The 26,415-nt window shown below is 61.2% G+C and carries 26 protein-coding genes; 18 read left to right on the top strand and 8 right to left on the bottom strand.

Annotated features, from left to right (window positions below):
- The first annotated feature begins 2 nt into the window (after positions 1-2).
- The 9 genes from J2Z75_RS13625 (at position 3) to dhaK (ending at position 8,259) form a co-directional block, all read left to right on the top strand.
- The gene (locus J2Z75_RS13625; protein ID WP_209853175.1) at positions 3-1,100 is read left to right on the top strand and encodes an ABC transporter ATP-binding protein; all 1,098 of its coding nucleotides are present in this window, start codon (positions 3-5) and stop codon (positions 1,098-1,100) included.
- On the top strand, positions 1,093-2,103 hold the full coding sequence (locus J2Z75_RS13620) for an ABC transporter ATP-binding protein (RefSeq protein WP_209853173.1): 1,011 nt from the start codon (positions 1,093-1,095) through the stop codon (positions 2,101-2,103). Before J2Z75_RS13625 ends, J2Z75_RS13620 begins: the two co-directional genes overlap by 8 nt.
- 73 nt (positions 2,104-2,176) lie before the next feature.
- Positions 2,177-3,823 (top strand): dihydroxyacetone kinase subunit DhaK, encoded by a 1,647-nt coding sequence (locus tag J2Z75_RS13615; protein WP_209853171.1) that lies wholly within the window; start codon positions 2,177-2,179, stop codon positions 3,821-3,823.
- A complete protein-coding gene (gene dhaL / locus J2Z75_RS13610; RefSeq protein WP_209853169.1) occupies positions 3,820-4,458 on the top strand; it encodes a dihydroxyacetone kinase subunit DhaL in 639 nt (212 codons plus the stop codon). The genes J2Z75_RS13615 and dhaL overlap by 4 nt, the downstream gene beginning before the upstream one ends.
- Positions 4,455-4,856, top strand: a complete 402-nt coding sequence (gene dhaM, locus J2Z75_RS13605; RefSeq protein ID WP_209853167.1) for a dihydroxyacetone kinase phosphoryl donor subunit DhaM — start codon at positions 4,455-4,457, stop codon at positions 4,854-4,856. Before dhaL ends, dhaM begins: the two co-directional genes overlap by 4 nt.
- Positions 4,853-5,197: an HPr family phosphocarrier protein gene (locus J2Z75_RS13600; RefSeq protein ID WP_209853165.1), complete on the top strand. Its 345-nt coding sequence runs from the start codon at positions 4,853-4,855 to the stop codon at positions 5,195-5,197. Before dhaM ends, J2Z75_RS13600 begins: the two co-directional genes overlap by 4 nt.
- Entirely contained in the window at positions 5,181-6,770 is a 1,590-nt protein-coding gene (locus J2Z75_RS13595) for a putative PEP-binding protein (RefSeq protein ID WP_209853163.1), read from the top strand. Before J2Z75_RS13600 ends, J2Z75_RS13595 begins: the two co-directional genes overlap by 17 nt.
- Before the next feature lies 1 nt (position 6,771).
- The gene (locus J2Z75_RS13590) at positions 6,772-7,182 is read left to right on the top strand and encodes a hypothetical protein (RefSeq protein ID WP_209853161.1); all 411 of its coding nucleotides are present in this window, start codon (positions 6,772-6,774) and stop codon (positions 7,180-7,182) included.
- An 81-nt stretch (positions 7,183-7,263) separates the two neighbouring features.
- Positions 7,264-8,259: a dihydroxyacetone kinase subunit DhaK gene (dhaK, locus tag J2Z75_RS13585; protein ID WP_209853159.1), complete on the top strand. Its 996-nt coding sequence runs from the start codon at positions 7,264-7,266 to the stop codon at positions 8,257-8,259.
- Here dhaK and J2Z75_RS13580 read toward each other — a convergent pair whose 3' ends face one another.
- Both J2Z75_RS13580 and J2Z75_RS13575 read right to left on the bottom strand, forming a co-directional pair.
- Positions 8,260-9,591, bottom strand: coding sequence for an NAD(P)/FAD-dependent oxidoreductase (locus J2Z75_RS13580; RefSeq protein ID WP_209853157.1), 1,332 nt, complete (start codon positions 9,589-9,591; stop codon positions 8,260-8,262).
- Positions 9,592-9,705: 114 nt separating this feature from the next.
- Positions 9,706-10,743 carry a LacI family DNA-binding transcriptional regulator gene (locus J2Z75_RS13575; RefSeq protein ID WP_209853155.1) on the bottom strand — a complete coding sequence of 346 codons (1,038 nt, stop codon included), beginning with the start codon at positions 10,741-10,743 and terminating at the stop codon, positions 9,706-9,708.
- 130 nt (positions 10,744-10,873) lie between these two features.
- Here J2Z75_RS13575 and J2Z75_RS13570 point away from each other — a divergent pair, with 130 nt between their 5' ends.
- From J2Z75_RS13570 to J2Z75_RS13535, 8 genes are all read left to right on the top strand, one after another.
- Positions 10,874-11,905, top strand: coding sequence for a Gfo/Idh/MocA family protein (locus J2Z75_RS13570; protein ID WP_209853391.1), 1,032 nt, complete (start codon positions 10,874-10,876; stop codon positions 11,903-11,905).
- A gap of 16 nt (positions 11,906-11,921) precedes the next feature.
- Complete coding sequence (locus J2Z75_RS13565) at positions 11,922-12,824, top strand: sugar phosphate isomerase/epimerase family protein (protein ID WP_209853153.1); 903 nt, start codon at positions 11,922-11,924, stop codon at positions 12,822-12,824.
- Between the two features lie 109 nt (positions 12,825-12,933).
- Positions 12,934-14,166: an ABC transporter substrate-binding protein gene (locus J2Z75_RS13560; RefSeq protein ID WP_209853151.1), complete on the top strand. Its 1,233-nt coding sequence runs from the start codon at positions 12,934-12,936 to the stop codon at positions 14,164-14,166.
- Between the two features lie 109 nt (positions 14,167-14,275).
- Positions 14,276-15,178, top strand: a complete 903-nt coding sequence (locus tag J2Z75_RS13555) for a carbohydrate ABC transporter permease (RefSeq protein WP_209853150.1) — start codon at positions 14,276-14,278, stop codon at positions 15,176-15,178.
- Complete coding sequence (locus J2Z75_RS13550; protein ID WP_209853149.1) at positions 15,175-16,002, top strand: carbohydrate ABC transporter permease; 828 nt, start codon at positions 15,175-15,177, stop codon at positions 16,000-16,002. Before J2Z75_RS13555 ends, J2Z75_RS13550 begins: the two co-directional genes overlap by 4 nt.
- Positions 15,999-17,066, top strand: coding sequence for an ABC transporter ATP-binding protein (locus J2Z75_RS13545; RefSeq protein WP_209853148.1), 1,068 nt, complete (start codon positions 15,999-16,001; stop codon positions 17,064-17,066). The genes J2Z75_RS13550 and J2Z75_RS13545 overlap by 4 nt, the downstream gene beginning before the upstream one ends.
- 125 nt (positions 17,067-17,191) lie before the next feature.
- Positions 17,192-17,929, top strand: coding sequence for an SDR family oxidoreductase (locus tag J2Z75_RS13540; RefSeq protein ID WP_209853147.1), 738 nt, complete (start codon positions 17,192-17,194; stop codon positions 17,927-17,929).
- A gap of 123 nt (positions 17,930-18,052) precedes the next feature.
- Positions 18,053-18,448 carry a winged helix-turn-helix domain-containing protein gene (locus J2Z75_RS13535; RefSeq protein WP_209853145.1) on the top strand — a complete coding sequence of 132 codons (396 nt, stop codon included), beginning with the start codon at positions 18,053-18,055 and terminating at the stop codon, positions 18,446-18,448.
- Here the strand turns inward: J2Z75_RS13535 and modC are convergent.
- The 3 genes from modC to modA form a co-directional block, all read right to left on the bottom strand.
- On the bottom strand, positions 18,423-19,490 hold the full coding sequence (gene modC / locus J2Z75_RS13530; protein WP_209853143.1) for a molybdenum ABC transporter ATP-binding protein: 1,068 nt from the start codon (positions 19,488-19,490) through the stop codon (positions 18,423-18,425). The two genes, J2Z75_RS13535 and modC, sit on opposite strands and share 26 nt — an antisense overlap.
- Positions 19,487-20,188 carry a molybdate ABC transporter permease subunit gene (gene modB / locus J2Z75_RS13525; protein WP_209853141.1) on the bottom strand — a complete coding sequence of 234 codons (702 nt, stop codon included), beginning with the start codon at positions 20,186-20,188 and terminating at the stop codon, positions 19,487-19,489. The genes modC and modB overlap by 4 nt, the downstream gene beginning before the upstream one ends.
- 71 nt (positions 20,189-20,259) lie before the next feature.
- Positions 20,260-21,054, bottom strand: a complete 795-nt coding sequence (gene modA, locus J2Z75_RS13520; protein WP_209853139.1) for a molybdate ABC transporter substrate-binding protein — start codon at positions 21,052-21,054, stop codon at positions 20,260-20,262.
- A gap of 188 nt (positions 21,055-21,242) precedes the next feature.
- Here modA and ung point away from each other — a divergent pair, with 188 nt between their 5' ends.
- Entirely contained in the window at positions 21,243-21,956 is a 714-nt protein-coding gene (ung, locus tag J2Z75_RS13515) for a uracil-DNA glycosylase (protein WP_209853389.1), read from the top strand.
- On the opposite strand, the gene J2Z75_RS13510 is transcribed toward ung, so the two are convergent.
- The 3 genes from J2Z75_RS13510 to J2Z75_RS13500 form a co-directional block, all read right to left on the bottom strand.
- Entirely contained in the window at positions 21,941-22,849 is a 909-nt protein-coding gene (locus J2Z75_RS13510) for a DMT family transporter (RefSeq protein ID WP_209853137.1), read from the bottom strand. The two genes, ung and J2Z75_RS13510, sit on opposite strands and share 16 nt — an antisense overlap.
- A gap of 132 nt (positions 22,850-22,981) precedes the next feature.
- Entirely contained in the window at positions 22,982-24,298 is a 1,317-nt protein-coding gene (locus tag J2Z75_RS13505; RefSeq protein WP_209853135.1) for an HlyD family type I secretion periplasmic adaptor subunit, read from the bottom strand.
- A complete protein-coding gene (locus J2Z75_RS13500; protein ID WP_407692760.1) occupies positions 24,295-26,040 on the bottom strand; it encodes a type I secretion system permease/ATPase in 1,746 nt (581 codons plus the stop codon). Before J2Z75_RS13500 ends, J2Z75_RS13505 begins: the two co-directional genes overlap by 4 nt.
- Between the last annotated feature and the right edge of the window lie 375 nt (positions 26,041-26,415).

The raw sequence follows: 26,415 nt of genomic DNA, 5'->3' as shown, positions 1-26,415 counted from the left end.
CCATGGCTGAGATCCGGATCGAAAACCTGCGCAAGCAATTCGCCGAGTTCGTTGCCGTCGAGGATTCGAGCTTCACCGTTGCTGACGGCGAATTCCTGGCTCTGCTCGGACCGTCCGGCTGCGGCAAGACGACGACGCTGCGGATGATTGCGGGCCTGGAATTGCCGACCAGCGGCAAGATTTTTCTTGATGGCGAGGACGTCACCTTCAACCGCGCCAGCGCCCGCGACATCGCCTTCGTCTTCCAGCTCTTCGCGCTCTATCCGCACATGAACGTGCGCAAAAACATCGGCTTTCCGCTGCTGTCCCAGGGTGTGCCGAAGGCGGAGATCAAGGCGCGTGTGGAGGAGACGGCCAGGCTTCTGCAGATCAGCCATATCCTCGACCGCTCGGTGTTCGGATTGGCGGGCGGCGATCGGCAGCGCGTTGCACTCGGGCGGGCCATTGTCCGGCGGCCGAAGTGCTTCCTGATGGACGAGCCGCTGGGCACGCTCGATGCCGAGTTTCGCGAAGTCATGGTGCATGAGCTGCGTGAACTGCATAACCGTATCCATGCCACAACGGTCTACGTCACCCATGATCAGCACGAAGCCATGGCGATGGCCGACAAGATCGCGGTCATGAACCACGGCATTATCGAGCAGTTCGGGACACCGCAGGAAATCTATCGGCGCCCGGCCTCCATGTATGTTGCCGACTTCATCGGCTCGCCGCCGATGAACTTTTTAAGGTTTACCTCGGGGCTGCGGAAGGGCGCGCGTTCGGTATCCGTGGAAGGCGTTGAAGTCGCACTTCCAGAGGTGCATCAGGAAATGGGCATCGGCGAGCTGGCGCTCGGTGTACGGCCGGAGCATATCCGTTTCAACGACAGCTCGGCGCTGCGCGGTTCGGTCTATGGCGCGGAATATCTCGGCACCAACCAGATCGTCGCGGTCGAGACCGGCAAGGGGCTGCTGAAGGCACGCGTCTCGGCCGACCGGACCTTCAGGATCGGCGAGACTGTCGGGCTCGAACTCGACAGCGAAAAGCTCTCGCTGTTCGACTGCGCTTCCGGTCGCGCGGTCAAATCGTCCCTTTATACGGAGGCCCGTCATGGCTGAGGTATCGCTCCAGAACATCTCGAAGTCCTTCGGCGAATCCAAGGCAGTGCGCAATCTGACGCTGACCATCCGCGACGGGGAGTTCGTCGTGCTGCTCGGCCCGACCGGCGCTGGCAAGACCACGACGCTGCGGCTGATTGCCGGGCTGGAAAAGCCGGACAAGGGGCGGGTGACGATCGGCGGGCAGGACATGGCGGGTGCAGCGCCGGCAGGCCGGGATGTAGCCTTCGTCTTCCAGCAATATTCGCTCTATCCGCATCTGACGGTTTACGAGAATCTGGCCTTTCCGCTGCGTTCACCTGCCCGTCGTCTGGGCGCGGACGAGATCGACCGGCGTGTCCGCGACGTTGCCAAGATGGTGCGGATCGATCACAAACTGGAAAACCGATCGACACGTTTGTCTGGTGGCGAGATGCAGCGTGTCGCCATCGGCCGGGCGCTGGTGCGCAAGCCGTCGATCTACCTGATGGACGAGCCGCTGTCGTCGCTCGACGCCAAGCTGCGGGGAGAATTGCGGCTGGAGTTGAAGCGCATCCAGAGCGAACTCGGCTCGACGTTGCTCTACGTCACCCATGACCAGATCGAGGCGATGACCATGGCCGACCGGATCGGCATTCTCAATGATGGCGAGTTGATCCAGCTTGGAACGCCACGCGAGATCTACAGCAACCCGGTCAACCTGCATGTGGCGGCACGGCTTGGCCAGCCGCATATCAATCTCATTCCGGAAGGACTCGTTCCCGGCGGGCAACCGCCGAAGGGGACGAAGACGATCGGCGCGCGGACCGAGCATCTGGAAATCCATGCGGGCAACGGCAATGCCAATGCGGAAATCGACTGGATCGAGCATCTGGGCGACCAGAGCCATCTGCATATGCGCATTGCCGGGCATAAACTGGTGACGCTTGCCAATCCCTATGTGCCGGTGATGCCCGGCGACAAGATCACCTTGATGTTGAAGGATCCGCTCTATTTCGGATCGGACGGACAACGGCTTGTATAGCCAAAAACAGCAGGTTGCATCGCTTGCGCCATGGCGAAAGGATGCGGAACGAAAAACGGACTGGATGAGTGCCATGAAACATTTCTTCAACCGCAGGGAAAATATCGTTACCGAGGCCCTGGACGGCCTGCTGCGCACCTCCGTATCCGGAACGCTCGCCCGTCTTGACAGCTATCCCGATATCAAGGTGATCGTCCGTGCCGATTGGGATAAGTCCCGCGTGGCGGTGATTTCCGGCGGTGGGGCAGGGCATGAGCCCTCCCATGCCGGTTTCGTCGGCAGGGGTATGCTGACGGCGGCCGTGTCCGGAGAAATTTTTGCGTCTCCCAGTGTCGATGCTGTGCTGACCGCGATCCGCGCCGTGACCGGCAAGCCGGGCTGCCTGCTCGTCGTCAAGAACTATACCGGCGACCGGCTGAATTTCGGCCTGGCGGCGGAAAAAGCGCGTGCCGAAGGCTTCGATGTCGAGATGGTGATTGTCGCCGACGATATCGCGCTGCCGGATATCAATCAGCCGCGCGGGGTCGCCGGCACGCTCTTTGTCCACAAGATCGCCGGACATCTGGCCGAAAGCGGCGAAAGCCTGGCCTCCGTTGCCGCCGCGGCCAAGGCCGTTGCCGCTGATATCGTTTCGCTCGGTGTCTCCTATTCGTCCTGCTCCATTCCCGGCCAACCCTATCAGGACCGTCTGGGGGAAAATCAGGGAGAATTGGGTCTCGGTATCCACGGCGAGCCCGGTGTCGAAAAGATAACCGTCCAGGCGGCCGACAGCCTCGTTTCAATCATGACCGAGCGGCTGTGCGCAGCAATGAAGCCGGATGGACGCTACGCGTTGCTTATTAACAATCTCGGTGCCGTGCCGCCGGTGGAAATGTCGCTGATTGCCAACGCGGTCTTGGCCTCTCCATTTGCTGCGCGTGTCGCGCTGACGATCGGGCCGGGGCCGATGATGACGGCGCTGAACATGAACGGATTTTCGCTGTCGCTGGTCCGGCTCGACGCCGAGCGCGAAAAGGCGCTGCTCTCCGTCGTCGCGCCGCATGCATGGCTGCCGGCGGTTGTGCCTCATGCCGTTGCCATCCTGCCTGTCCCGAACGTCCCCGTTACGACCACAGCCGCCGCCGCGAGCCGCGATGCAGGCGCAGAGCGCGTGCTTGCCGCCATCTGCGAACGGTTGATCGCGCTGGAGCCGGAGTTGAACCGGCTTGACGCCAAGGCCGGCGACGGCGATACCGGCTCGACGGTCGCGACTGGCGCCCGCAGCATCCAGGCGCTGACAAGCAACCTTCCCTTTGCCGACAGGGCCGCTCTTTTCTCCGTCATCGGCGATACGCTGGCCACGGCAATGGGCGGTTCAAGCGGCGTTCTCCTGTCGATCTTCTTTACTGCGGCGGGCAAGGCGAGCGGGGACGGGGCGAGCCTTGCGGCGTCCTTGCTCGCCGGGCTCGACCGCATGACCTTCTATGGTGGCGCCCATCCGGGTGATCGGACGATGGTCGATGCGCTGTCTCCCGCACTGCATGCAATGTCGATCACCGGGGTCCGCGCCGCCGCGGACGAGGCGCGCAAGGGGGCGGAGGCAACCAGGGCGATGCGCAAGGCGAAGGCCGGGCGGTCCGCCTATATCGGAGAGAGCGATCTTGACGGCGTCATGGATCCCGGCGCGCATGCCGTGGCCGAGGCTTTCGCAGCCGTTGCCGGTGTCCTGGAGCCCGCATGATCGTTGTCCGCGACCCCAGACCTGCCCTTAATCCCTCAGCCTTGATGGGCCGTGTGATCGTAGCGTGCCGGGATGCAATTGTCGCACAGGAAGCCTATCTCAGCGATCTCGACCGCGCGATCGGTGACGGCGACCACGGCATCAATATGCGGCGCGGGCTGGACGCACTGGCGGCGGAACAGCATCGTCTGGCCGGAATGCCGTTGTCGGAAGCGATGAGTGCCGCTGGCACCATCCTGGTAATGAGCATCGGCGGGGCGGCAGGCCCGCTTTACGGAACGCTGCTGCTGGAGATCGGCAAAGGGCTTGCAGCCAATCCTTCCGCAGGAATTGCCGAGGTCTTTCAGCAAGCGGTCGTCGCCGTGGCGCGTCGCGGAAAATCGGCTCCCGGTGAGAAAACTCTGCTGGATGTTCTCTACCCTATCAGCGACGAACTGATGAACAACACGCGTCTTCCTCTCCTCGCCGGGAAAATTCAGGGTTTTGCCGATATGACGATCGATATGAAGGCCATGCGGGGGCGTGCCTCATTCCTCGGAGCCCGTTCGGTGGGGCATATGGATCCGGGGGCGGCGAGCTGCGCGCTTCTTTGCGCAGCGATATGCCGCGAACTGGCGGAAGCGGATGTAGCATGACGGAAGAACGGGAAAATGTCGGCATCGTCATCGTCTCCCATTCGCCGCTCGTGGCGAAAGGGGCGGCCGACATGGTACGCCAGATGGTCGGCGACAGCGTGCCGCTGGCCTGGTGCGGCGGAAATCCCGCGGGCGGGCTCGGCACCGATACGGGTGCAATCCTGAAGGCGATCGAGGAGGCCTGGTCGGAGGCAGGCGTCGCCGTATTCGTCGATCTTGGCGGAGCGGAGACCAATAGTGAAATGGCGATCGAAATGATCGGCAAGGGGCGGGCGGCGCGCATCATAATCTGCAACGCGCCGATCGTCGAGGGCGCGGTCATCGCGGCGGCGGAGGCGTCCGGCGGAGCATCGCTGGCAAAGGTGGTGGCAACGGCACAGGAGCTGTCTCCGTCATGACCGAGAAGCGGCACGGCGTCTTTGGGGGAGCGAGTTCGGCCCGCGGCAATGCGTCCGTCGAGTTGTTGATCACCCATGGCGTCGGCCTGCATGCGCGTCCGTCCGTGGTTTTCACGCGGCTGGCAAAATCCTTTCCCTGCACCATCGAGATCGAGGTCAACCGTTCCGGGCTGTGGCTCAATGCAAAAAGCATCGTCAAGGTCATGGGTGCACGCATCCGCAAGGGATCGACGCTGAAGATCAGGGCGCATGGCCTGCGAGCGGAAGAGGCGATTTCCGTACTGGAAGCGCTGTTCGTCAATGACTTTGCCGAGGAAAGACCGCATGTCAGGGGTGCTTAGGCTTCAAGGCCAGGGCAATGGCTGCGGTTACGCCGCCGGGCCGGCTTATGTGTCGTCGGAACCGCTGAGCCCCCGTGGAGATCCGGTTTCCCCTTCGCTGGAGTTCGAGAACCTCGATCGGGCCATCGCTGCTTCCGTTGCCGCCCTGGAATCCCTGATAGCGCGAACCGATCCGGCCAGCGCCGATATTCTCGAATTCCAGATTGAAATGCTGCGTGATCCGGTGATCGCCGAGATGGCTGCGGAGCAGATCGGCAAGGGGCAGAACGCCGCCTTTTCGTGGGTTGCGGCACTTGAAGAATACATCGCCGGCTTCGAACAATCGGAGGACGACGACATAAGGGCGAGGGCGGTCGATATGATCGACATTCGCGACCGTGTCCTTCGTGCACTGGAAGGCATGCCGGCCGCCGATTTCCCAAAGGGATCGATCTTCATCGGCAAAGACATGGCCCCAAGTCTTTTTCTCGCGCATGACTGGACGGACGGCGGCGGGATCGTGCTTGAAGCTGGAAGTACCGCCAGCCACGTGGCGTTGCTTTCGCGCGCCAAAGGCGTGCCTATGGTCGTGGGTATCGGTGGTCTTTCTGTAGAGGCCGAAACCCCGGTGCTTGCCGATGGCAGCAGCGGCCTTGTCGTGGTGCATCCCAGCGGCGCGGACATCGCAGCGGTCGCCGGGGCTGAAAAAGCGGTGCTGCCTGTCGTGCCCGGATTGGAAGCAGGGGCCTTCCGGATCGTGTCGGGGGGTACCGTCGAGCTCTTGGTCAATATCAGCGATATCGCCGAGCTTCGCAGCCTTGATCCCGGCGCTTGCGATGGCATCGGCCTTCTGCGGACGGAATTCCTTCTGTCTTCGGCCTCGGATCTGGCCAATGAGGAAAAGCAATTCCAGTTATACTGCGAGATGTTGAAATGGGCTGACGGCAAGCCGGTCACCATCCGTCTTCTCGATCTCGGCGGGGACAAGCCGCTCGGCGGTTTCGGTGCCGAGGAACGCAATCCCTTTCTCGGTCTGCGCGGCATTCGCTTGCTACTCTCCATGCCGGTCATGCTGAGAATCCAGGCGCGGGCGCTTTTGCGGGCCGGAGCGTTCGGACCCCTCAAGGTCTTGCTGCCGATGGTCACCTTCCCCAACGAGGTTGCAGATACCAGGCGAATATTCGAAGAAGAGGCGGCAAGTCTCGCCAAAAGGCATATCGCAATCAGCATGCCTGCCATCGGCATGATGGTGGAGGTGCCCGTGGCGGCCATCATGCTCGACACGTTCACGGATGCCGATTTCTTTTCGCTCGGAACCAATGATCTGACGCAGTATCTAACCGCAACAGCTCGCGACAACCCTTCGGTCGTAGATCTCTATCGGCAGGCTACCCCGGCCTTGTTGCGGTTAGTCTCGCAGACGGTGGCCGTTGCGCATGAGATGGGCAAGCCGATCGGAATCTGTGGCGATCTGGCTGGCGATCCGGAACGTCTTTCATCGCTGATTGCCAGCGGCATAAGGCAGATTTCCGTTGCTCCCGCGCAGCTTGCAGCCGTAAAGACGGCGATGGCGCAGGCAGGGATGGACGGCTGAGATGGCACGCGACGCAAATGAAGATGCCATCGTGGCCTATAAGGCAATCCTTGCCTCGATCATCGACAACCGGCCGTCCGGCACGCGCCAGCGTCTCGCCGTGGCGCTGGGTAAACATCGCAGCTTCGTTACCCAGATCACCAGCCCTGGTTATGCGACGCCGCTACCGGCCCGGCATCTGGCGACGATTTTCCAGGTCTGCCATGTCAGCAAAGCCGAGCAGGACCGTTTCCTGGATGCCTATCAGCTGGCGCACCCGGGCAAACTGCCGGATCTCGGAAATGCCGGAGGTCTCAGGCAATTGACGGTGATGGTCGCCGATTTCGGCGATGAACGGAAGAACCGGCTGCTCGACGAGGCCATCCAGGATTTCATTCAGAAAATCGTGCTGATTTCCGGCGAGGGAGACTGACATGGCCTTCCTGGCCCTCTCGCTCGTCACGGCACTGGAAAATTCATCCTGCTCGGATACCATGGCCTCTGGGAGCAGGAGATGAAGAAATTCATGAACAGCGCCGGGACCTTGGCGCAGGACTGTCTGGAGGGCTTCGTTGCCGCGCATGGCGATCTCGTCGTGTTCGGGGAAGGGCGAAAACACGTCCGGCGGCGGGTGCTGAGCCCGGCCAAAGTCGCGATCATTTCCGGTGGCGGCGCTGGCCACGAGCCGATGCACACCGGCTTCGTCGGGCATGGCATGCTGGATGCTGCCTGCACCGGCCATGTCTTCACCTCGCCGACACCCGACCAAATCCTTGCCGCCATCCGCGAAACGGACAGCGGCGCCGGGACCCTGCTGATCGTCAAGAACTACGATGGCGATGTGATGAACTTCGAGATGGCGGCCGAAATGGCGATGGCCGACGGAATGCACCGCATCGAGACCGTCATCGTCAACGACGATATCGCTGTCGAGCGTTCGGCGCGGGGAACCGGCCGGCGTGGCGTGGCGGGCACGCTCGTGGTCGAGAAGATTGTTGGGGCGGCGGCGCAGGCCGGTGTCGCGCTGGAAGAATTGAAGATTTTGGGAGATACGGTCGTCGCGGCGACCCGAACGATGGGCGTGGCGTTGAAGGGGACGACGGTGCCGCAGACGACGCGCGAGACATTCGTACTCGGACCGAACGAGATGGAGGTCGGCGTCGGCATCCACGGGGAGCCGGGCCGCTCGCGCGACGCGGTGGCCGATGCATCGTCAATCGTCGCTCTGATCTGCGGCCACATTCTGGATGACTTCGGTTCGCTGGACGGGCAACAGGTCTTGCTGTTCGTCAACGGTCTTGGCGGAACGCCGCTGTCGGAGCTCTATCTCGTCTTCGGCCTGGCGCGGACGTTTCTCGAGGGGCGTGGCGTGGTTATCGCCCGTAGCTTTGTCGGCACCTATGTCACGTCACTCGATATGGCCGGTGTTTCCATCACCGTCACAGTATTGGACGAGCACCTGGAAAATCTTTGGGATGCCCCGGTTCTGACCGCGTCGCTGCGCTGGTAGTCAAACCGGCGGTGCGATTTCGATCGGCGTTCCATCGGAAAAACGGGTGAAGCGGAAGGGAGCCGGATTGACGATTGGCGTGTTGCCCATGACCAGATCGGCGGCAAGATGCCCTGCACCCGGGCCGATGCCGAAGCCATGACCTGAAAAGCCCGTGGCGATGACGAGGCCAGGTACAGTGTCGAGCGTGGAGATCACCGGTACCGCATCGGGGGTCACATCGATCAGACCGGCCCAGAATTGCCGCACCTGCGTCTCGCGCAGTACCGGCAAGGCATCTGAGGCTGCCCTGAAGGCTTTCAAGGCGGATCTGGCATCGGGTTTCGGATCGAGAATCCGGTGGCGTTCGAACGCGCCGGGCCGGTCGAGCGGCACCGCGGATATTTCGAACAGCTCCTGCCAGCTTCGAGCGCTGAGACCGAGCTGCACCGCTTCGCCCTCGGCCTTCCTCGCCGGCTGGAAATCGCGGAAGAAGGCAAAGCTATCCGGCACCAGCGCATGCATGTTGATGCCGCCATTGGCAATCGTGTAGCCGCCGTCGAGACGTTTGCGATAGGCATAGGTCGCGGTGGCACCGGCCCCTTCGGGGCCTCCCGCCACGGGGCTGGTACGCAGCACCGAGTTGCGCACTTTAAGTTGCGGCAGACGGACATCGAGCCCCTTGCAGAAGAGGCGCGACCAAGCGCCGCCGGCAAGCACGACAGCGGAGGTCTCGATGCGGCCCTTCTCGGTGATAACGGCGCTGATGCGGCCGGCGCTTTTTTCGATGCCGCGCACGGCGCAGCCTGTCAGGATGCGGGCGCCGGCCCGGCGTGCGCCCGTCGCAATTGCCGGCACTGCCTTTTGCGGTTCGGCGCGGGCATCGCTTGGTGTGTAAAGCGCTCCATTGTATCGCCGTCCGGAGCCCAGCATCACGGACGCTGTCTCGTCAGTGCCGATCTGACGGGTATCAAGCCCATGCGCCTGAGCGAGCTTCAGCCAGGCCGCATGGTTTGCAGTGTCCGTCTCCGATTCCGCGATATAGAGGATGCCGGATCGGCGAAAGCCGGTATCGCCGCCGACGCGCGCATCCAGTCCGTCCCAGATTTTCAAGGCTTCGATTGCCAGCGGAATTTCGCGCCGGTCGCGCCCCATGACCCGGACCCAACCCCAGTTGCGGCTGGACTGCTCGCCGCCGAGAACGCCCTTTTCGCACAGCACGACATCGACGCCGCGTTCGGCGAGAAACAGCGCCGTGCTGACCCCGATGATGCCTCCGCCGATGACGACGACATCGGCTTTGCCCGGAAGGATTTGATCGGTTTGAGTTGGGTCGAGTGTCGGTCCGGGCATCGGCGCTGGGTTTCCAGTATCAGAGGAGATCCGCTCTGATTTGCCTTGTATATTGTCGGCTTTCAAGTCCTAAAGGTAGGCCGCGACCGACCCGACCCAAAGTGTCGAGATCAATCAACCATGCGATAATGTGAACGCATCGCTCTCGCCTTCGACAAGATCTTCCGGCCAAATCTTCCTGAGTTCCGCATCCGGATAAAAATGACGGAAAGCCGGCATCGTGGCGAGCAGCGCCTCGGCCAGAGCGATCCCCAGATCGCGCCGCGACAGCGTGAAGCCTGTCAGGCTTGGCGACAGGAAATGCGATTGCGGGCTATGGCGCCCGACGACGGCGATATCGCGTCCCGGCTTCAGGCCGGCTTCGTTCAGGCCACGGTAGAGGCCGATGGCGATGGTCTCGTTGACCAGCAGAATTGCAGTTGGCCGGTCCTTCTTGGCGATGAGTTGCTGGGCAACGTGATAGCCGCCCGCCTCATTCGGCTTCGAACTGAAGATGAGATCGGGATCGAGCGTCAGTCCGTGCGCAGCAAGGGCCTTGGCGCTTTGATCGACGAAGAGATAGCCCAGGTTGATATCATCATGCGGCCTTGTCACTGCAATCCGCCGATGGCCTTTTGCCACCAGCCGGTCGATCGAGGTCTGCGCCATGCCTTCGAAATCGAGGTCGAGCCATGGCTGGCCGACATCGGTCAGGCTGCGCCCCAGCGTGACGAACGGGATTTTGCGCTTGGCAAGAAACTCGAAACGCGGATCGTGCCGCTGCGTTGCCGAAAGGATAAGGCCATCGGCAAAGCCGCGAGCGACGACACGCCGGAGATAGTCGTCCGGGTCTTCTTCCGAGGAGCAGAGCAAGGCGACGAGATCGAGATGATGGCGGGCAAAGACGGTCTGGACGCCATCGAAGACGCTCATGAAGAAGGTATCGCCCTGGCCAGTGATCTCGCTGCCGGTCTGCATCATGAAGCCGATGATATTTGTGGTGCCCTGGCGCAGGCTGCGGCCCGACTGGTTGGGCACGTAGCCGAGTTCGGCTGCCGCTTCAAGAACCTTTCGGCGCGTTTCCTCGTTGACATCGGGACGGCCGTTCAGCGCCCGCGACACCGTTCCAATAGAAATATCCAGATGTTGCGCAAGCCTGCGTATGCCCGTCATTCCGACCGTTTCCAAGGTGTGATTTCGGTTTCCCGATGCTCATCTCTTGACACGTTTCAAAATTCGATCATAGTACCGTAAACGTTTACGGTGATCGAAAAGGAGCGAAAACCGTAGATTTGAGGAGGAGATTTCCATTTTGCGTACAGTTTTGTGCGGGTGCGGAGCCATGGCCAAGGGCTGGCTCAAGGCGATCGCGGATACCCCTGAAATTCGATCGACCGTGACCGTGGTCGGACTCGTCGATGTCAATCCGGCGGCAGCGAAAGCGCTTGCCGAAGAGTTCGGATTGGCCGAGGTGATCATCGGCGCCGACTTGGCCGACGTCCTGTCGAAAACGTCCGCAGACGTGGTCTTCGATGTCGTTATCCCATCCGCCCGCCACTATGTGGTTTCCACCGCATTGGCGCATGGATGCCATGTGCTGAGCGAGAAGCCGATGGCGTCCTCGATCGAGGAAGGCCGGTCGTTGATCACTCAGGCATCCGCCGCCGGAAAAGTCCATGCGATCGTCCAGAACCGCCGCTTTATCTCGGGCATTCGCCGCATCCGCCGACTGGTCGAAAGCGATGTATTGGGCGAGCTGACGGCCATTCATTGCGATTTCTTCATCGGTGCGCATTTCGGCGGTTTTCGCGAGCAGATGGACAATGTGCTGCTGCTCGACATGGCGATCCACACGTTCGACGCCGCCCGCTTCGTGGCGGACAAGATGCCTGTCGCCGTTTATTGCCACGAAAGCAATCCGCGCGGCTCCTGGTATGCGCATGGCGCGGCCGCCAATGCGATCTTCGAATTTTCCGACGACGTGACCTTCACCTATCGCGGTTCCTGGTGCGCGGAAGGCGCCAATACCAGCTGGGAAAGCCAGTGGCGGATCATCGGCACCAAGGGCACGCTGCTCTGGGACGGGGCGGACAATTTCAAGGCACACAAGGTTGCGGGAGCAGAGGGCTTTTTTCGACCGCTGGATGTCGTCCCGGTGCCAGAGCCCGTCGACGAAGCGCAGACCCACGGTCATGCCAGCGTAATCGCAGATTTCCTCACGGCCATCAAAACCGGCGCCAAGCCGGAGACGGTCAGCAACGACAATATCAACAGCCTTGCCATGGTGTTCGCTGCGATCGAAAGCGCCCGCACCAGGCAGCGCGTGACCCTATGAAGAACAGGACAGTTTCATGAGCAATCCGGCAAAAGCCATCCGTATCGGCACCATGATCAGTGCATCCGCAGGCAAGGCCGCCGAGCGTATCGGCAAAGTCGCCGACATGGGGTTCGAGAGCTTCGAGCCTTTCTTCTGGCAGACGACCAACGGGCAGAATCTCAAGGAGCTTGGCCAACGCTGCGTCGAGGCGATCGGCGACCGCGATATCACCATTTCGACGCTCGGCATGTTCGGCAATCCATTGGAAACAACCGATATCGACCGCGATACGCTGCAAGGCTGGAAGGACTGCATCGACAACGCCCATCATTTCGGCGCCACATGCGTTGCCGGCTTTACAGGCCGCATCCGCAACAAGCCGCTGACCGACAGCCTGCCGCGCTATAAGGAAGTCTGGAGCGAGCTTGCCAAGCGCGCCGCCGACAAGGGCGTGAAGATCGCGTTCGAGAATTGCGCCATGGACGGCAACTGGGCGACCGGCGACTGGAACATCGCGCATAATCCGGATGCCTGGGAACTGATCTTCAACGAGACGCCGGATGACAATATCGGGCTCGAATGGGAGCCTTGCCACCAGATGGTCTATCTCATCGACCCGCTGCCGCAGATCCGCAAATGGGCCTCGAAGATATTCCACGTGCATGGCAAGGACGCGACGATCCGCTGGGACGTCATCCGCGAACACGGTATCTTCGGCAAGGAGAAGTTCGTCTTCATGCGCACGCCGGGCTTCGGCGACACCAACTGGACGGATGTGATTTCCGAACTGCGGCTTGCCGGCTGGTCGGGCTCGATCGATATCGAGGGCTGGCATGACCCGGTCTATCGCGATGCGCTGGAAATGACCGGCCAGGTTCATGGCCTCAACTATCTGAAGACTTGCCGGGGCGGCGATTTCATCGTCGATCCCGCCTGATCAATCAGGCAGGCCTGACCAGCCAGACTCGCCTGGCTGGACTGAAATGGACTGAGGAAGGCCGGCATGGAGGATGACGGCCACAAAGGATAACCAACAGGAGGAAACTATGGGTATCCGCAAATACGCACTCATCGGTGCGCTGGCGCTTGCAGGCGTTTCGATGTTCGGTCTTTCCGCGAAGGCGGAAGACGTGAAGCTCACCGTCTGGTCGCTTGACCGTGACATTCAGCCGGCGCCGCATCTGGTGGCTGATTTCAACAAGCTCAACAATGGCATCCAGATCGAGTATCGCCAGATCCAGTTCGACGATGTGGTGAGCGAGGCGATGCGCGCCTACTCAACCGGTCAAGCGCCGGATATCATCGCCATCGACAATCCGGAACACGCGCTGTTTTCGTCGCGCGGCGCGTTCCTCGATCTTACCGACATGATCTCGAAATCGACCGTGATCAAGCCGGAAAACTATTTCCCAGGCCCGCTGAAATCAGTCGAATGGGACGGCAAATATTACGGTGTGCCGAAGGCGACGAACACTATCGCGCTCTACTACAACAAGGACATGTTCAAGGCGAAGGGTCTCGACCCCAACAAGCCGCCGCAGACCTGGGACGAACTTGTCGAGGACGCCCGCAAGCTGACCGACCCGGCCGCCAACGTCTATGGCCTCGCTTTCTCGGCAAAGGCCAACGAGGAAGGCACCTTCCAGTTCCTGCCCTGGGCGCAGATGGGCGGCGGCAGTTACGAGAACATCAATTCCGAAGGCGCCGTAAAAGCGCTCGAGGTCTGGAAGACGATCATGGACGAGAAGCTCGCCTCGCCCGATACGCTGACGCGCGGCCAGTGGGATTCGACCGGCACCTTCAATTCCGGCAATGCCGCCATGGCGATCTCCGGTCCGTGGGAACTCGACCGGATGTCACAGGAGGCGAAATTCGACTGGGGTGTGACGCTGCTGCCGGTTCCGAAGGAAGGCGCCGAACGCTCCTCGGCCATGGGTGACTTCAACTGGGCGATCTTCGCCTCGACCAAGCATCCGGCGGAAGCCTTCAAGGCCCTCGAATATTTCGCCTCGCAGGACGACAAGATGTTCAAGAACTACGGCCAGCTTCCGGCCCGTTCCGACATCTCTATCCCGGAAACCGGTCACGCCCTCAAGGATGCCGCTCTCAAGGTGTTCCTCGAACAGCTGAAATATGCCAAGCCGCGCGGCCCGCATCCAGACTGGCCGAAGATCTCCAAGGCGATCCAGGATGCTATCCAGGCGGCTCTGACGGGTCAGTCGAGTGCAAAGGATGCGCTTGATCAGGCGGCCGAGAAGATCAAGGCTGTGTTGGGCTAATCTCCCGTGCCACCGGATGGCTGTCCGTCAGCCATCCATCATTTCCTCCCGGAAGGGGTTGTCTCGCGCAGATGCGCCAGGCAGCCCCGTTCGGAGCATCGGAGGCCCCATGAAGAGGCTGCTTTCAAGTGTCCGGGACGGCCGCGGTTTCGATATCGTGCTTGTTGCCTTCCCGCTCGGCTTTCTGTTCCTGATGGCGGGCCTGCCGCTGCTCTACAACGTCCTGATGAGTTTTCAGGAGGTCGACATGTTCAGTCTCGGCACGTTCCTGCGGCCCTTTGTCGGCTTCAAGAACTACACCGATCTGTTCGCCCAGCCCGAGACGTGGCCGATCCTGGGCAACACCGCGATCTTCGTCATCGGCTCGATCGCCGGCCAATTCCTGATCGGCTTCGGGCTGGCGCTGTTCTTCTGGGTGAATTTTCCGGGCGCCTCATGGTTGCGCGGCTTGTTCCTGGTGTCCTGGGTGATGCCCGGCCTCGTCGTCGGTGCCATCTGGAACTGGATTCTGTCCGGCGATTTCGGCGTGCTGAATTTCATCCTGAAGGAAAGCGGCATCATCTCCGGCAATATCTTCTGGCGTTCCGATCCGAATTATTCGCTCTATGCCGTCATCATGGCCAATGTCTGGCTGGGAACGGCCTTCAACATGATCCTCCTGTCCGTCGGTCTGGCGAGCATCCCCGGCGATCTCTATGAGGCCGCCGAACTGGACGGAGCAAACGCCTGGCAGCGTTTCTGGACGATCACCCTACCGATGATGCGCTCGACCATCGGCGCGATCATCGCGCTCGGCCTGATCTTTACCCTGCAGCAGTTCGACCTTTTTGCCGCGATCACCTCCGGCGGGCCAAACAATTCGTCCAACGTCACGCAGTACTGGGCCTGGGACCTGTCCTTCCGGCAATATGATTTCGCCAAGGGCGCGACGATCTCCGTCATCATGATTGTCTTCGTCATGTTCGCCGCGATCGTTTACGTCCGCTCGACACGTCATGAGGTGCGCGGATGAGCGAAACCAACCGCAATCGCCTGATGCTGGTGATCGCCATCATCATGGCGGCGATCTATCTGTTCCCGCTTTACTGGATGTATATTACCGCGCTCAAAAGCGGCTCGGAGATGTTTGCGACGCCGCCGAGCTTCTGGCCGTCGGAGCCGCAGTGGGCCACGTACGGCTTCGTCTGGGAAAGCCGCAACATGGCGCGCTATCTCTGGAATTCGCTCATTATCGCGTCCGGGGCCGTGGTGCTGATCACCGTGCTCGGCGTTGGCTGTGCCTACGTTTTGGCGCGCTACCGCAACGTCTGGGTCGATATCGGTCTTTTCCTGATCCTGATGTTGCAGGTCCTGCCGGCCTCTTTGATGATCACCCCGATCTTCGTCGGCTTCTCGCAACTCGGCATGCTGAACTATCCGCGTCTGGCGGTCATCATTGCGATAGCGGCCAAGAGCATGCCGTTCTTCGTCGTGCTGGTGCGGGCCACCTTCATGGCGGTTCCGCAGGAACTGGAGGAGGCGGCGCTGGTCGACGGCAATTCGCGCATCGGCGCCTTCTTCAACATCGTGCTGCCGCTTGCCCGAAACGGCATTCTTGTCAGCGCTATCCTCATCTTCATGCAGGCCTTCGGCGAGTTCGTCTATTCGAAGTCGATCATCCAGGCGGTCGAGCTTCAGCCCGCCAGTGTCGGCCTCAACTCCTTCATGGGGCCGAACACCAATGAATGGAACAACATCATGGCTTATGCCACGATCTACGTGACGCCCATTCTCGCCATCTTCGTGCTGTTGCAGCGGCGCATCGTCTCCGGCCTTACCTCGGGAGCCATCAAATGACCAAGCAGATCGAACTCTCGGGCGTCAACAAATATTACGGTGCCTTCCATGCGCTGAAGAACATCGAGCTCAGCATCGAGAAGGGAACGTTCGTCGCCTTGGTCGGACCGTCCGGCTGCGGCAAGTCCACGCTGCTGCGCTCGCTGGCAGGCTTGGAAACGATCTCCAGCGGCGACCTGAAGATTGCCGGCGAACTGATGAACAACGTGCCGCCCCGCAAGCGCGACATCGCCATGGTGTTCCAGTCCTACGCGCTCTATCCGCACATGACAGTCGAGCAGAACCTCACCTACAGCCTGCGCATTCGAGGGGTTCCGAAAGCGGAAGCGAAGAAGGCGGCGGAAGAGGTGGCGGCCACGACCGGGCTTTCGCAGCTTCTCGGCCGTTATCCGCGCGAGCTTTCCGGCGGTCAGCGCCAGCGTGTCGCCATGAGCCGGGCGATCATCCGTCACCCGAAGGCATTCCTGTTCGATGAGCCGTTGTCCAACCTTGATGCGGCGTTGCGCGTTCATATGCGCAAGGAGATCCGTGCCCTGCACGACCGGCTTGGCGCCACTTCCGTCTATGTCACGCATGACCAGATCGAGGCGATGACGATGGCTGACCATGTCGTGGTCATGAAAGACGGCGTCATCGAGCAGCAGGGTGCCCCGCTGGAGCTTTACGACCGGCCGGCCAACAAATTCGTGGCGGGTTTCATCGGCTCGCCGGCCATGAATTTCGTGCCGGCAACGGTTGGAGAAGACGGCCGGTCGTTGGCCGTCGATGTCGGGGAAAAGCAGACGATCCTGCTGGATCGCCAGTTGGAGCCCGGTCGTGCGGTGATTGCGGGCTTGAGGCCGGAACATCTGCATTTTGTCGAACCCGGCCAGGGCGTGTTCCGGCTTCCCGTCGGTGTCGTCGAGACGACCGGTTCGGCGACCTACATCACGACGTCGACCGCGGCGGAAGTGACGATCGTCGAAATCTCGCGGAGGGCGGTGAAGACAGGCGATATTATCGACGTCTCCGTCCGCCCGGCGGATGTCCATATCTTCGATGAGAAAACCGGGTTGAGAATCTGAGGCCGTCACCCGATTTCGTTTTTTCTGTATAAAAATACGTTTCTGATGCTTGACAAGCGAGGAGCCGCCGATATTCCTTGTCCGGAAAATGGAAGCGGCCGATGGCTGCGACAGGGAGGAATGACATGGGTGGACTTCTGGCCGGCAAGCGCGCGGTGATCACGGCGGCGGCGCAGGGTATCGGCCGCGCGGCAGCCGAAGCCTTCCAGCGGGAAGGCGCCATCGTGACGGCCACGGATATCAACGAGGAAAAGCTCGCGGAACTCTCGGCCCTTGGGATGAAGGTTGCGAAGCTCGACGTCATGAGCGCGGACGCCATCGCGGCCTTTGCCGCTGAGACCGGAACCGTCGACGTGCTGTTCAATTGCGCCGGCGTTGTGCATGGCGGAACGATCCTCGAAGCCAGCGGGCGGGACTACGATCTGGCCTTCGATCTCAACGTCAAGTCGATGTTCCGGCTGATCCGCACCTTCCTGCCCGGCATGATCGAAAACGGCGGTGGCTCGATCATCAACATGTCGTCGGTCGCTGGCGTTCCCGCCGGCGTGCCCAACCGCTTTGCCTATTCGGCCAGCAAGGCGGCCGTCATCGGTCTCACCAAGTCTGTCGCCATCGACTTCATCAAGCAGGGCATTCGCTGCAACGCGATAGCGCCCGGCACGGTGCAGTCGCCGTCGCTCGAGGAGCGGATGAAGGCGCAAGGGAATTACGAAGAGGCCCGCGCCGCCTTCATCGCGCGCCAACCGATGGGCCGCATCGGCCTGCCGGAAGAAATCGCCGCACTTGCCGTCTACCTCGGCAGCGATGTTTCCGCCTACACGACAGGACATGTCCATGTGATTGATGGCGGCATGAGCCTGTAGCCTTTAGAAATGGCGACATCGCACGACGACCGGTTTGATATGGCAAGAGAACCGGTCGACGCTATACACCGGCCGATGCGCGCTATAGTCTTTTCGAAATTGGAAAAGGCACGAACAAACCGCATGAGCAAGGCGAATACCACCGGCTTGACCCCGGTTCTGAGGATCGATTTCCCCCATGCCGAGCGGCTGGGTCGGGGCAAGATCATGCTACTCGAACATATCCGCGAAACCGGATCGATTTCCGCGGCCGGACGCGCCATGGACATGTCCTACCGGCGGGCGTGGCTGCTGGTCAGCGCCTTGAACCGGATGTTCATGCAGGATGCGGTCGAATCCCAGCGCGGCGGCAAGCAGGGCGGGGGCGCGGTCGTGACGCCTTTCGGCGAGGAACTGATCCGCCGTTTCAGGGTGATGGAGGAAAACGCAGAGGCAGCGCTCGCGACGGAGCTGGCCTGGCTGGAAGAAAACCGCAATCCCATCGCGAAGCCGATCACAGATCCAGAGCGACACTCTTGATAATGGCGTGAACCGGCTTACCGACATGCAGCTTGAGCATGTCGCGTGACAGGGTCGTGACGCGCGAAACGATCGTCACGCCGCCGCAGTCCAGCCGGATATCCACCATCCCCTGCGCAGCGCCGCCGATTTCAATGATCGTCGCGGGGAGAATGTTGAGCGCGCTCAGGCCCTCCGGTTTGCTGGTTGCCAGCATGACGTCACGGGCCGCGATCTGGAGACGAACTGTTTTTCCAATACCGGCATCCAGATGCGGCACGCGAATCTCGGCGTTGCCGGCGCGGATGAGCGTGATCTGGTGCTCGGCATCCGTCGCCTCGACGATGCCGTCGATGACGGTACCCACTTCGCGGCGGCTGACAGCTGATGAGGGCAGGCTGAGAATGGTCGCTGCGTCTCCGGAGGCACTGATGCGGCCATGTTCCAGAACGATGACTTTGTTGGCCAGCCGCGCGACCTCGCTCACGGAATGGCTGACATAGACGATCGGGATTTTCGTCTCGTCGCGCAGGCGCTCGAGGTAGGGCAGGATTTCCGCCTTGCGCTCTTCGTCGAGTGCTGCCAGCGGTTCGTCCATCAAAAGCAGGCGCGGATTGGACAGCAGCGCGCGGCCGATGGCGATGCGCTGTTTTTCACCGCCAGAGAGGTTCGCCGGTACCCGGCCAAGGAGAGTTTCGACACCGAGCAGATCGACAATCCGGTCGAAGCTCGGGCCATCTCCAGCCTTGCCCTTGAACCAGCGCCCATAGGTCAGGTTCCGCCTGACACTGAGATGCGGAAAGAGGCGTGCTTCCTGGAAGACGTAGCCAAAGCGGCGTCTGTGCGGGGGCACAAAAATCCGATTGTCGCTGTCGACCAGGACGTCGCCGTTGAACACGATCCGCCCGCTGCCGGGCCGCAGCAGTCCGGCAATGATGTTGATCAGCGATGTCTTGCCCGAGCCGGAGCGTCCGAAGAGAGCGGTCACGCCCCTGTCCGAGGAAAAGGCCGCCTCGACGGAAAACGTGCCCAGCCGGTGCCGGATTTCGACGACAAGGCTCATGCCGCATCCACCCTTTTCGCGGCCATGTGCGCCAGCACCTCCGATACCATCAGGGCTGCCATGGAAATGACGATGGAAATGAGGGTGAGGCGAAATGCGCCGGCATCGCCGCCGGGTACCTGGGTAAAGGTGTAGATCGCCGAGGACAGCGTCTGGGTCTCGCCGGGGATATTGGAGACGAAGGTGATCGTCGCGCCGAATTCGCCCATTGCCTTGGCAAAGGCGAGGATCATGCCGGCGATGATGCCCGGCAGGACGAGCGGCAGTGTCACCGTCAGGAAAACCCAAACAGGTCCGGCGCCGAGTGTCGCTGCCGCCTGTTCAAGCCTGCGATCGACCGCCTCTATCGACAGCCGGATGCTGCGCACCATCAGTGGAAAGGCCATGACGGCGCAGGCAAGGGCGGCGCCAGTCCAGCGGAAGGAGAAGACGACACCGGTATATTCGGCGAGAAAGGCGCCGATCGGACCGCGTTTGCCGAAGAGGATGAGGAGGAGAAAACCGGTGACCACCGGCGGCATGACCAGAGGCAGGTGAACGATACCGTTGAGGATAGACTTCCCCCAGAAACGGCCTCGCGCCAAAATCATGGCAACGGCGATCGCGAAGGGCAGGCTGGCCAGCATGGCGACCAGCGAAACGCGCAGGCTGAGGCGGATCGCCGTCCACTCCGCGTCGCTCAAAACCAGCCAGTCCAAATGTTTTGCTCCGTCTTTGACGGCCAGACGATATGCGCTCCGTCCATTCGCGGATAGAGCGCATCGCGGTCTTATTTCAGGATGGTAAAGCCCTGCGCTTCGAAGAGGGCCGCGGCCTTGGGCGATTTGACGAAATCGACATAGGCGGCGGCATCCGGGTTCTTGCTGTCGGCGGTAATGGCGATCGGGTAGACGATCGGCGGGTGGCTGTCTTCCGGGAAGGTGCCGGCAACCTTGACGCCTTTGTCGGCGGCGGCGTCCGTCTGGTAGACGATGCCATATGGTGCTTCGCCCTTGGAAACCAGCAGCAGCGCGGCACGGACGTTTTCAGCGCCCGCGACATTCTTCTCGACGGATGACCACACGCCGAGCTTTTCGAGAGCTGCCTTGCCATATTTGCCGGCCGGAACGGAATCGACTGCGCCCATTGCGAGCTTCTCGTCGCCGAGCAGGCCCTTCAGGTCGAAGCCCTGCTTGATATCGACCGGTGCAGCATCTTGACTGCTGGTCACCAGCACGATGCGGTTGCCGAGCAGGTTGGAGCGCGTATCGTCCTTGATCAGCTTCTTTTCTGCGACGTAGTCCATCCAGGCGAGGTCGGCGGAGATGAAGACATCGGCCGGTGCACCGGATTCGATCTGCTTGGCGAGCGCCGAACTTGCTGCATAGGAGACCGTCGTTTCCTTGCCGGCTTCCTTCTGCCAGTCGGCATTGATGGCATCGAGCGCGTTCTTCAGGCTGGCTGCGGCAAAGACGGTGACCTTTTCGGCCGCTGCTGCCGGCTGGACCAGCGGCATTGCGCCGACCCAGAGCGCTGCGATCGTGGCTCCAAAAGTTTTCAGCAAGGTTCGGCGTTCAGCGCGCATGCGGTCCCCCATCGGTTTCGAGATATATGCCTAGATATAACGGTACAATCGGAATGGCCAGCGTTATATTGATCAAAATATATTGAAATTCATTCGCCGCCGCGTCGGGATTGGCGCTTGCCATCGACAAGCTCGGCGTTAAATTCGGCGGCTCCGAAGAATGGGGAAATGGAAAGGCCGCAGGCGCCATGGAATCGAATGTGAAGATCGAGCAAAGCTGGAAAGCAGCTTTGGCCGCGGAATTCTCCAGCCCGTACATGGCCGCTCTCAAGAAGTTTCTGGTTGAGGAGAAGAGCAGCGGCAAGCAGATTTTTCCCAAGGGACCGGAATATTTCCGCGCCCTGGATTTGACGCCGCTCGACAAGGTGCGTGTCGTCATTCTCGGGCAGGATCCCTATCATGGCGAGGGGCAGGCGCACGGCCTTTCTTTCAGCGTCAAGCCCGGTGTGCGGTCTCCGCCGTCGCTGGTCAATATCTACAAGGAACTGCAAAGCGATCTGGGCATTCCGCCCGCCCGCCACGGTTTTCTCGAAAGCTGGGCGAAACAGGGCGTGCTGCTGCTCAACAGCGTGCTGACGGTCGAGCGCGCGATGGCAGCGTCGCATCAGGGCAAGGGCTGGGAGAAGTTCACCGATGCGATCATCCGCGCCACCAACGAGCAGGAACATCCCGTCGTGTTCATTCTCTGGGGATCCTATGCACAGAAGAAGGCGGCCTTCGTCGATCAGTCCCGCCATCTCGTGATCCGGTCGCCGCATCCGTCGCCGCTGTCGGCGCATAACGGCTTCTTCGGCAGCAAGCCTTTCTCCAAGGCCAACGACTTTCTCGTGTCGAAAGGACGCAAGCCGATCGACTGGGCGCTGCCCGCCGATCCGGAGGCGCAGGTTCAGGTCAGCGTCTGAGAGGATGGTGGCCCGGGCTGCCTGGCATTGCGCCGGGCAACGACACTTTCGCGCCAGACGGTGAATATGCCCGCGCAGACGACGATCGCCGAGCCAAAGATCATGTTCAGGTTCAGCGTCTCGCCGAAAATGGAGACGCCGATGACCGAGGCGAAGACCAGTTGGAGATAGGTCAGCGGCTGGACTTCCGAGGCGTCGAGCAGTTCGTAGGCCTTGATCAGGAAAAAATGGCTGGTGGTTCCGGTGATGCAGAGCATCAGCATCCAGGCCCAGTCCTGCGGCGCCAGCGTTGTCCAGTAGAACGGCCCGATGATGGTAATCGCCACGGCGCCGGCGACACCGGTGTAGAAAAAGCTGGTGATCGAGCTATCGTCCCGGCTGACCAGTCGCGTCGAGATGACATAGATTGCAAAGATCAGGGCGGACGATATCGGGATCAGGAACCTGATGTCGAACGAACTGTCGTCCGGCTTCAGGATCAGCAGAACGCCGAGCAATCCGATGATGATCGCCGTCCACCGCCGCCAGCCGACCCGCTCGCCGAGCAGCGGCATCGAAAGAAGGGCCACGAAAAGCGGCCCGGAGGAGAATATTGCTTGCGAATGGGCGAGGCCGACCTTCGAGAATGAGATGATGACGATGACGATTTGCCCCACGAGCAGGATGCCACGCAGAATCTGAAGCAGCGGTCGCTTGGTCTTCGCTACTACGGAAAGGCCGCCACGCGATCGTGCTGCCAGTGCGATTGCGAAGGCGGCAAAGGCCCAGTACCGGATCATGGTGATGAAAACCGGAGGATAAAGACTGCCAAGATGCTTCGAGATTGCGTCCTGTATCGAGAAAATCACGAGGGCAAGCAGGACGAAGATGTAGCCGGTTCGCTTCGAGGTCATGGGAGTGTCCATACACCGGCTGCGCCGCGAGCTGCCATGGGATTTTTGCAGGGCAGCAATGTTTGTTTCCGGCCGGCGCTTTCCGGCAACACGCGCAGCGCCCTGCGCTGCGCGTGTTTTGATTGGTTCGGATCAATCCTCGCGGAAAGTATGCTGGATCTGTTCCGTCAGCGGCTTGGCGAGATAGGAGATGACCGTGCGGTCGGCGATCTTGATGAAGACTTCCGCCGGCATGCCGGGATAGAGCGACAGGCCCTTCAGACCCGCAAGGCTTTCCGGCTTCGGTTTGATGCGCAGCGGATAGTAGGTCATGCCGGTGCGCTGGTCGGTGACGAGGTCGGGAGCGATGGTCACGACTTCCGCCTCGACGATCGGGGTGGTGCGCTGGTTGAAGGCGCTGAAGCGGATTTCCACCGGTTGGCCGAGACGGATCTGGTCGATGTCGTGGGTCGCGATTTTCGCCTCGACGGTCAGGCTGTCGGCCCCCGGGACGACGAGCATCAGCACTTCGCCCGGATTGATGACGCCGTTCACCGTGTGCACCGCCAGCTGATAGATCCGGCCATCCAGCGGCGCGCGAATGTCGATGCGCTTCAGCTGGTCCATGGCGGCGATCCGGCGGTCTTCGTATTCGGCGATCTTGCCTTCGACGTCCGTCAGTTCCTTGGCGTTTTCGGTGCGGCGGTCCTCGTCGAGCTGCAGGATCTGCAGGTCGATTTCGCTCGACTTGCCGGCAGCCTGGGCGCGCGCAGCGATACGGGCACCGCGGTCGCCTTCAAGCTGGGCGCGGTCACGCTTCAACTCGGTCAGCCGCTGCATGGAGACCAGGCCCTGGCCGTAGAGCTTGTCGAGACCGGTGAGTTCCTCGCCGATCAGCTTCAGCGCATCCTCGATGGCGTTCAGCTGAACCGTCAGGCCCTTGGTCTCGTCGACAAGCTGGTCCTTGCGCGACGCAAGCTGGCTTTTCATTCCGACGAGCGCGTTCTTGCGGCTGATGAACAGCTTGCGCTCGCTCTGCTCGAGAACGGAGGCGGGTGTACTCGATGTCAGTTCTTCCAGGTTTTCCGGAATCTTGAAGTCGTCGGATCCGATCTGCTCGGCGAGAAGCCGCGCGCGCCGGGCGTAAAGCTGGGCAAGGGTGTTCTGCACGATCGACAGGTTGGCGCGAACCGTCGTGCCGTCGAGCTTGATCAGGATCTGGCCCGCCTTGACGGTATCGCCTTCCTTTACCAGCACTTCGCCGACGATCCCGCCGGTCAGGTGCTGGATCTTCTTGACGTTGTTCTCGACCACGACGGTGCCGCCGGCGACAATGGCGCTCGATAGTTCGGTTGTTGCCGCCCAGCCACCAACGCCGACGACAAGTGCAAGAGCGAGGATCGATACGGCGGTGATGTGCCGGCCAAGCGAACGCTGCGAACTGACGGGCTTTGTTTCGGTATGGGTCACGATGCGGACTCCTGTCCTTCACCCACGACTTTCAGCGATGCGGGGCTTGCGATTTGCGGCTGGCGGTTTTCCTTGCGCAGGATCTGCGCGAGTACCTCGTCCTTCGGCCCGAATGCCTGCATACGTCCCTCGTTCATCATCAGCACCATGTCCACGGCAGCGAGCGCGCTTGGCCGGTGGGCGATGACGATGACGATGCCGCTGCGTGCCCGCACGCTCATGATCGCCTCGCTGAGCGCCTGTTCGCCCTCTGCGTCGAGATTGGAGTTCGGCTCGTCGAGGACAACGAGGAAGGGGTCGCCGAAAAGAGCGCGGGCGAGAGCCACACGCTGGCGCTGACCGGCCGAAAGTGCGGCCCCGCCTTCGCCGATCTCGGTTTCATAGCCATTCGGCAGCTTGAGGATAAGGTCGTGGACGCGCGCTGCACGGGCAGCGGAAACGATAGCATCCGATGACGCATTTTCGGTAAAGCGTGCGATATTCTGGGCAACGGTGCCGGCAAAAAGCTCGACGTCCTGCGGCAGGTAGCCGATGCTGCGGCCGAGCCTGTCGCCATCCCATTGGTCGAGCGCTGCGCCGTCGAGGCGAACAGAGCCACGAAATGCCGGCCAGATGCCGATCAGGGCACGCGCAAGGGAGGATTTGCCCGATGCACTGGGCCCGATGACGCCGAGCGCGCTGCCGGCTTTCACGGCGAAATTGACTTCGGCGAAGGTTAGACGCTGCGCACCGGGAGGGCCGCCTGCGAGACCTTCCGCACTCAGCTTTTCCTTGGGCACGGGCAGTTCCAAGGGTGCGTCGCGTTCCGGCAGAGCCTTCAAAAGCTCCTTCAAACGCTGCCAGCTCTGGCGGCAGGCAACGTAGCCGCGCCAGTTGCCGATTGCCAGCTCCACCGGCGCCAGGGCACGGGCGGTCAGGATGGAGCCTGCGATGATGATGCCCGGCGATGCCAGCCCCTCGATGACGAGGACCGCGCCGGTTGCCAGAACGGCGGATTGCAATGCCATTCGGAACACTTTGGACAGGGCGCCATAACCGTTGCCGACGTCGGACGTCTCGCGGTTCTGTTCCCGGTAGTTGTTGTTCCGCAGATCCCAAAGCTGCGACATGCGGCCCATCATGCCCATGGCCTGCATGACTTCGGCGTTGCGATGCGAAGCCTGCGCGAAGGCATTGCGATGGTTGCCCGCCTCGGATGCCTTCTTCGACGGGCCTTGTGTTCCACGGTTCGTCAGGAAGGTGAGGGCGATGAGGATGATCGAACCGACGATCGCGACGATGCCGATCAGCGGATGGAACAGGAAGCAGATGCCGATGTAGAACGGAAGCCAGGGCAGATCGAAGAAGGCGGCCGGACCGGTGCCCGAAAGGAACGAGCGAACTTGGTCGAAATCCCGCAATGCCTGCAGGCCATCGCCCTGGGTGCGCAGTTTCAGCGGCGCCTGGACCACGGCGCGATAGATCCGCGCGCTCATCGCTTCGTCGAGGGCTCCGGCAATGCGCACGAGCATGCGGCCGCGCACCATTTCGAAGGCACCCTGGAAGGCGTAGAGCAGCAGAGCGAGCAGGCACAGAGCGATCAGCGTTGGGATGCTTCTGCTTGGCAGTACCCGGTCATATACTTCCAGCATGAAGAAGGAGCCGGTCAGATAGAGAATGTTGACAAGCGCGCTGGCGAGAAAGATGCCGATGAAGCCTGCCTTGCAGTTCCACAGGGCTTCGCCCGGGTCGGACGCGTTCACTTTGCTTCTCGAATTGTTATTCACTGTAGAGGGCCCTCGCGAGACGCTAGCGGTCTCAAATAGAATGCACCAATGTGCCACAATTTTTCTAAAGTCACATTACCTGGGGGTCTGTCACCTGGGGAACCTGCTATTGCGCGTCCGTTTCCGGCTTTTTTGTGCTAAATGTATGAATTTTTCGCGGTCTTAATGGATCTGTCTGAATATTGCCATGATTTCTCTCGTGTTTCTTTAAAAATATTTGTCGTGCTTAACCGGATACTTGGCTGCATAGACCAGCCGCTTATATCGGTCACTTCGCCGTTCTTCCGGCAATCGTAGTCTTGCGTTCAATCGTTCAATCGGCCAAAGACGCGGAAACGTCGCGTGGCAAAG

It is taken from the genome of Rhizobium herbae (genome assembly GCF_017873135.1).
GTDB lineage: Bacteria > Pseudomonadota > Alphaproteobacteria > Rhizobiales > Rhizobiaceae > Pararhizobium > Pararhizobium herbae.
Note: the sequence above shows the minus strand (reverse complement) of the source record. Positions and strands in the feature narration are given on the sequence as shown.

What these genes read in the sequence shown, in the direction of transcription:
- J2Z75_RS13625 (WP_209853175.1), top strand. Translation starts at nt 3, where the DNA reads ATGGCTGAGATCCGGATCGAAAACCTGCGCAAGCAATTCGCCGAGTTC.
- J2Z75_RS13620 (WP_209853173.1), top strand. Translation starts at nt 1,093, where the DNA reads ATGGCTGAGGTATCGCTCCAGAACATCTCGAAGTCCTTCGGCGAATCC.
- J2Z75_RS13615 (WP_209853171.1), top strand. Translation starts at nt 2,177, where the DNA reads ATGAAACATTTCTTCAACCGCAGGGAAAATATCGTTACCGAGGCCCTG.
- dhaL (WP_209853169.1), top strand. Translation starts at nt 3,820, where the DNA reads ATGATCGTTGTCCGCGACCCCAGACCTGCCCTTAATCCCTCAGCCTTG.
- dhaM (WP_209853167.1), top strand. Translation starts at nt 4,455, where the DNA reads ATGACGGAAGAACGGGAAAATGTCGGCATCGTCATCGTCTCCCATTCG.
- J2Z75_RS13600 (WP_209853165.1), top strand. Translation starts at nt 4,853, where the DNA reads ATGACCGAGAAGCGGCACGGCGTCTTTGGGGGAGCGAGTTCGGCCCGC.
- J2Z75_RS13595 (WP_209853163.1), top strand. Translation starts at nt 5,181, where the DNA reads ATGTCAGGGGTGCTTAGGCTTCAAGGCCAGGGCAATGGCTGCGGTTAC.
- J2Z75_RS13590 (WP_209853161.1), top strand. Translation starts at nt 6,772, where the DNA reads ATGGCACGCGACGCAAATGAAGATGCCATCGTGGCCTATAAGGCAATC.
- dhaK (WP_209853159.1), top strand. Translation starts at nt 7,264, where the DNA reads ATGAAGAAATTCATGAACAGCGCCGGGACCTTGGCGCAGGACTGTCTG.
- J2Z75_RS13580 (WP_209853157.1), bottom strand. Translation starts at nt 9,591, where the DNA reads ATGCCCGGACCGACACTCGACCCAACTCAAACCGATCAAATCCTTCCG.
- J2Z75_RS13575 (WP_209853155.1), bottom strand. Translation starts at nt 10,743, where the DNA reads ATGACGGGCATACGCAGGCTTGCGCAACATCTGGATATTTCTATTGGA.
- J2Z75_RS13565 (WP_209853153.1), top strand. Translation starts at nt 11,922, where the DNA reads ATGAGCAATCCGGCAAAAGCCATCCGTATCGGCACCATGATCAGTGCA.
- J2Z75_RS13560 (WP_209853151.1), top strand. Translation starts at nt 12,934, where the DNA reads ATGGGTATCCGCAAATACGCACTCATCGGTGCGCTGGCGCTTGCAGGC.
- J2Z75_RS13555 (WP_209853150.1), top strand. Translation starts at nt 14,276, where the DNA reads ATGAAGAGGCTGCTTTCAAGTGTCCGGGACGGCCGCGGTTTCGATATC.
- J2Z75_RS13550 (WP_209853149.1), top strand. Translation starts at nt 15,175, where the DNA reads ATGAGCGAAACCAACCGCAATCGCCTGATGCTGGTGATCGCCATCATC.
- J2Z75_RS13545 (WP_209853148.1), top strand. Translation starts at nt 15,999, where the DNA reads ATGACCAAGCAGATCGAACTCTCGGGCGTCAACAAATATTACGGTGCC.
- J2Z75_RS13540 (WP_209853147.1), top strand. Translation starts at nt 17,192, where the DNA reads ATGGGTGGACTTCTGGCCGGCAAGCGCGCGGTGATCACGGCGGCGGCG.
- J2Z75_RS13535 (WP_209853145.1), top strand. Translation starts at nt 18,053, where the DNA reads ATGAGCAAGGCGAATACCACCGGCTTGACCCCGGTTCTGAGGATCGAT.
- modC (WP_209853143.1), bottom strand. Translation starts at nt 19,490, where the DNA reads ATGAGCCTTGTCGTCGAAATCCGGCACCGGCTGGGCACGTTTTCCGTC.
- modA (WP_209853139.1), bottom strand. Translation starts at nt 21,054, where the DNA reads ATGCGCGCTGAACGCCGAACCTTGCTGAAAACTTTTGGAGCCACGATC.
- ung (WP_209853389.1), top strand. Translation starts at nt 21,243, where the DNA reads ATGGAATCGAATGTGAAGATCGAGCAAAGCTGGAAAGCAGCTTTGGCC.
- J2Z75_RS13510 (WP_209853137.1), bottom strand. Translation starts at nt 22,849, where the DNA reads ATGACCTCGAAGCGAACCGGCTACATCTTCGTCCTGCTTGCCCTCGTG.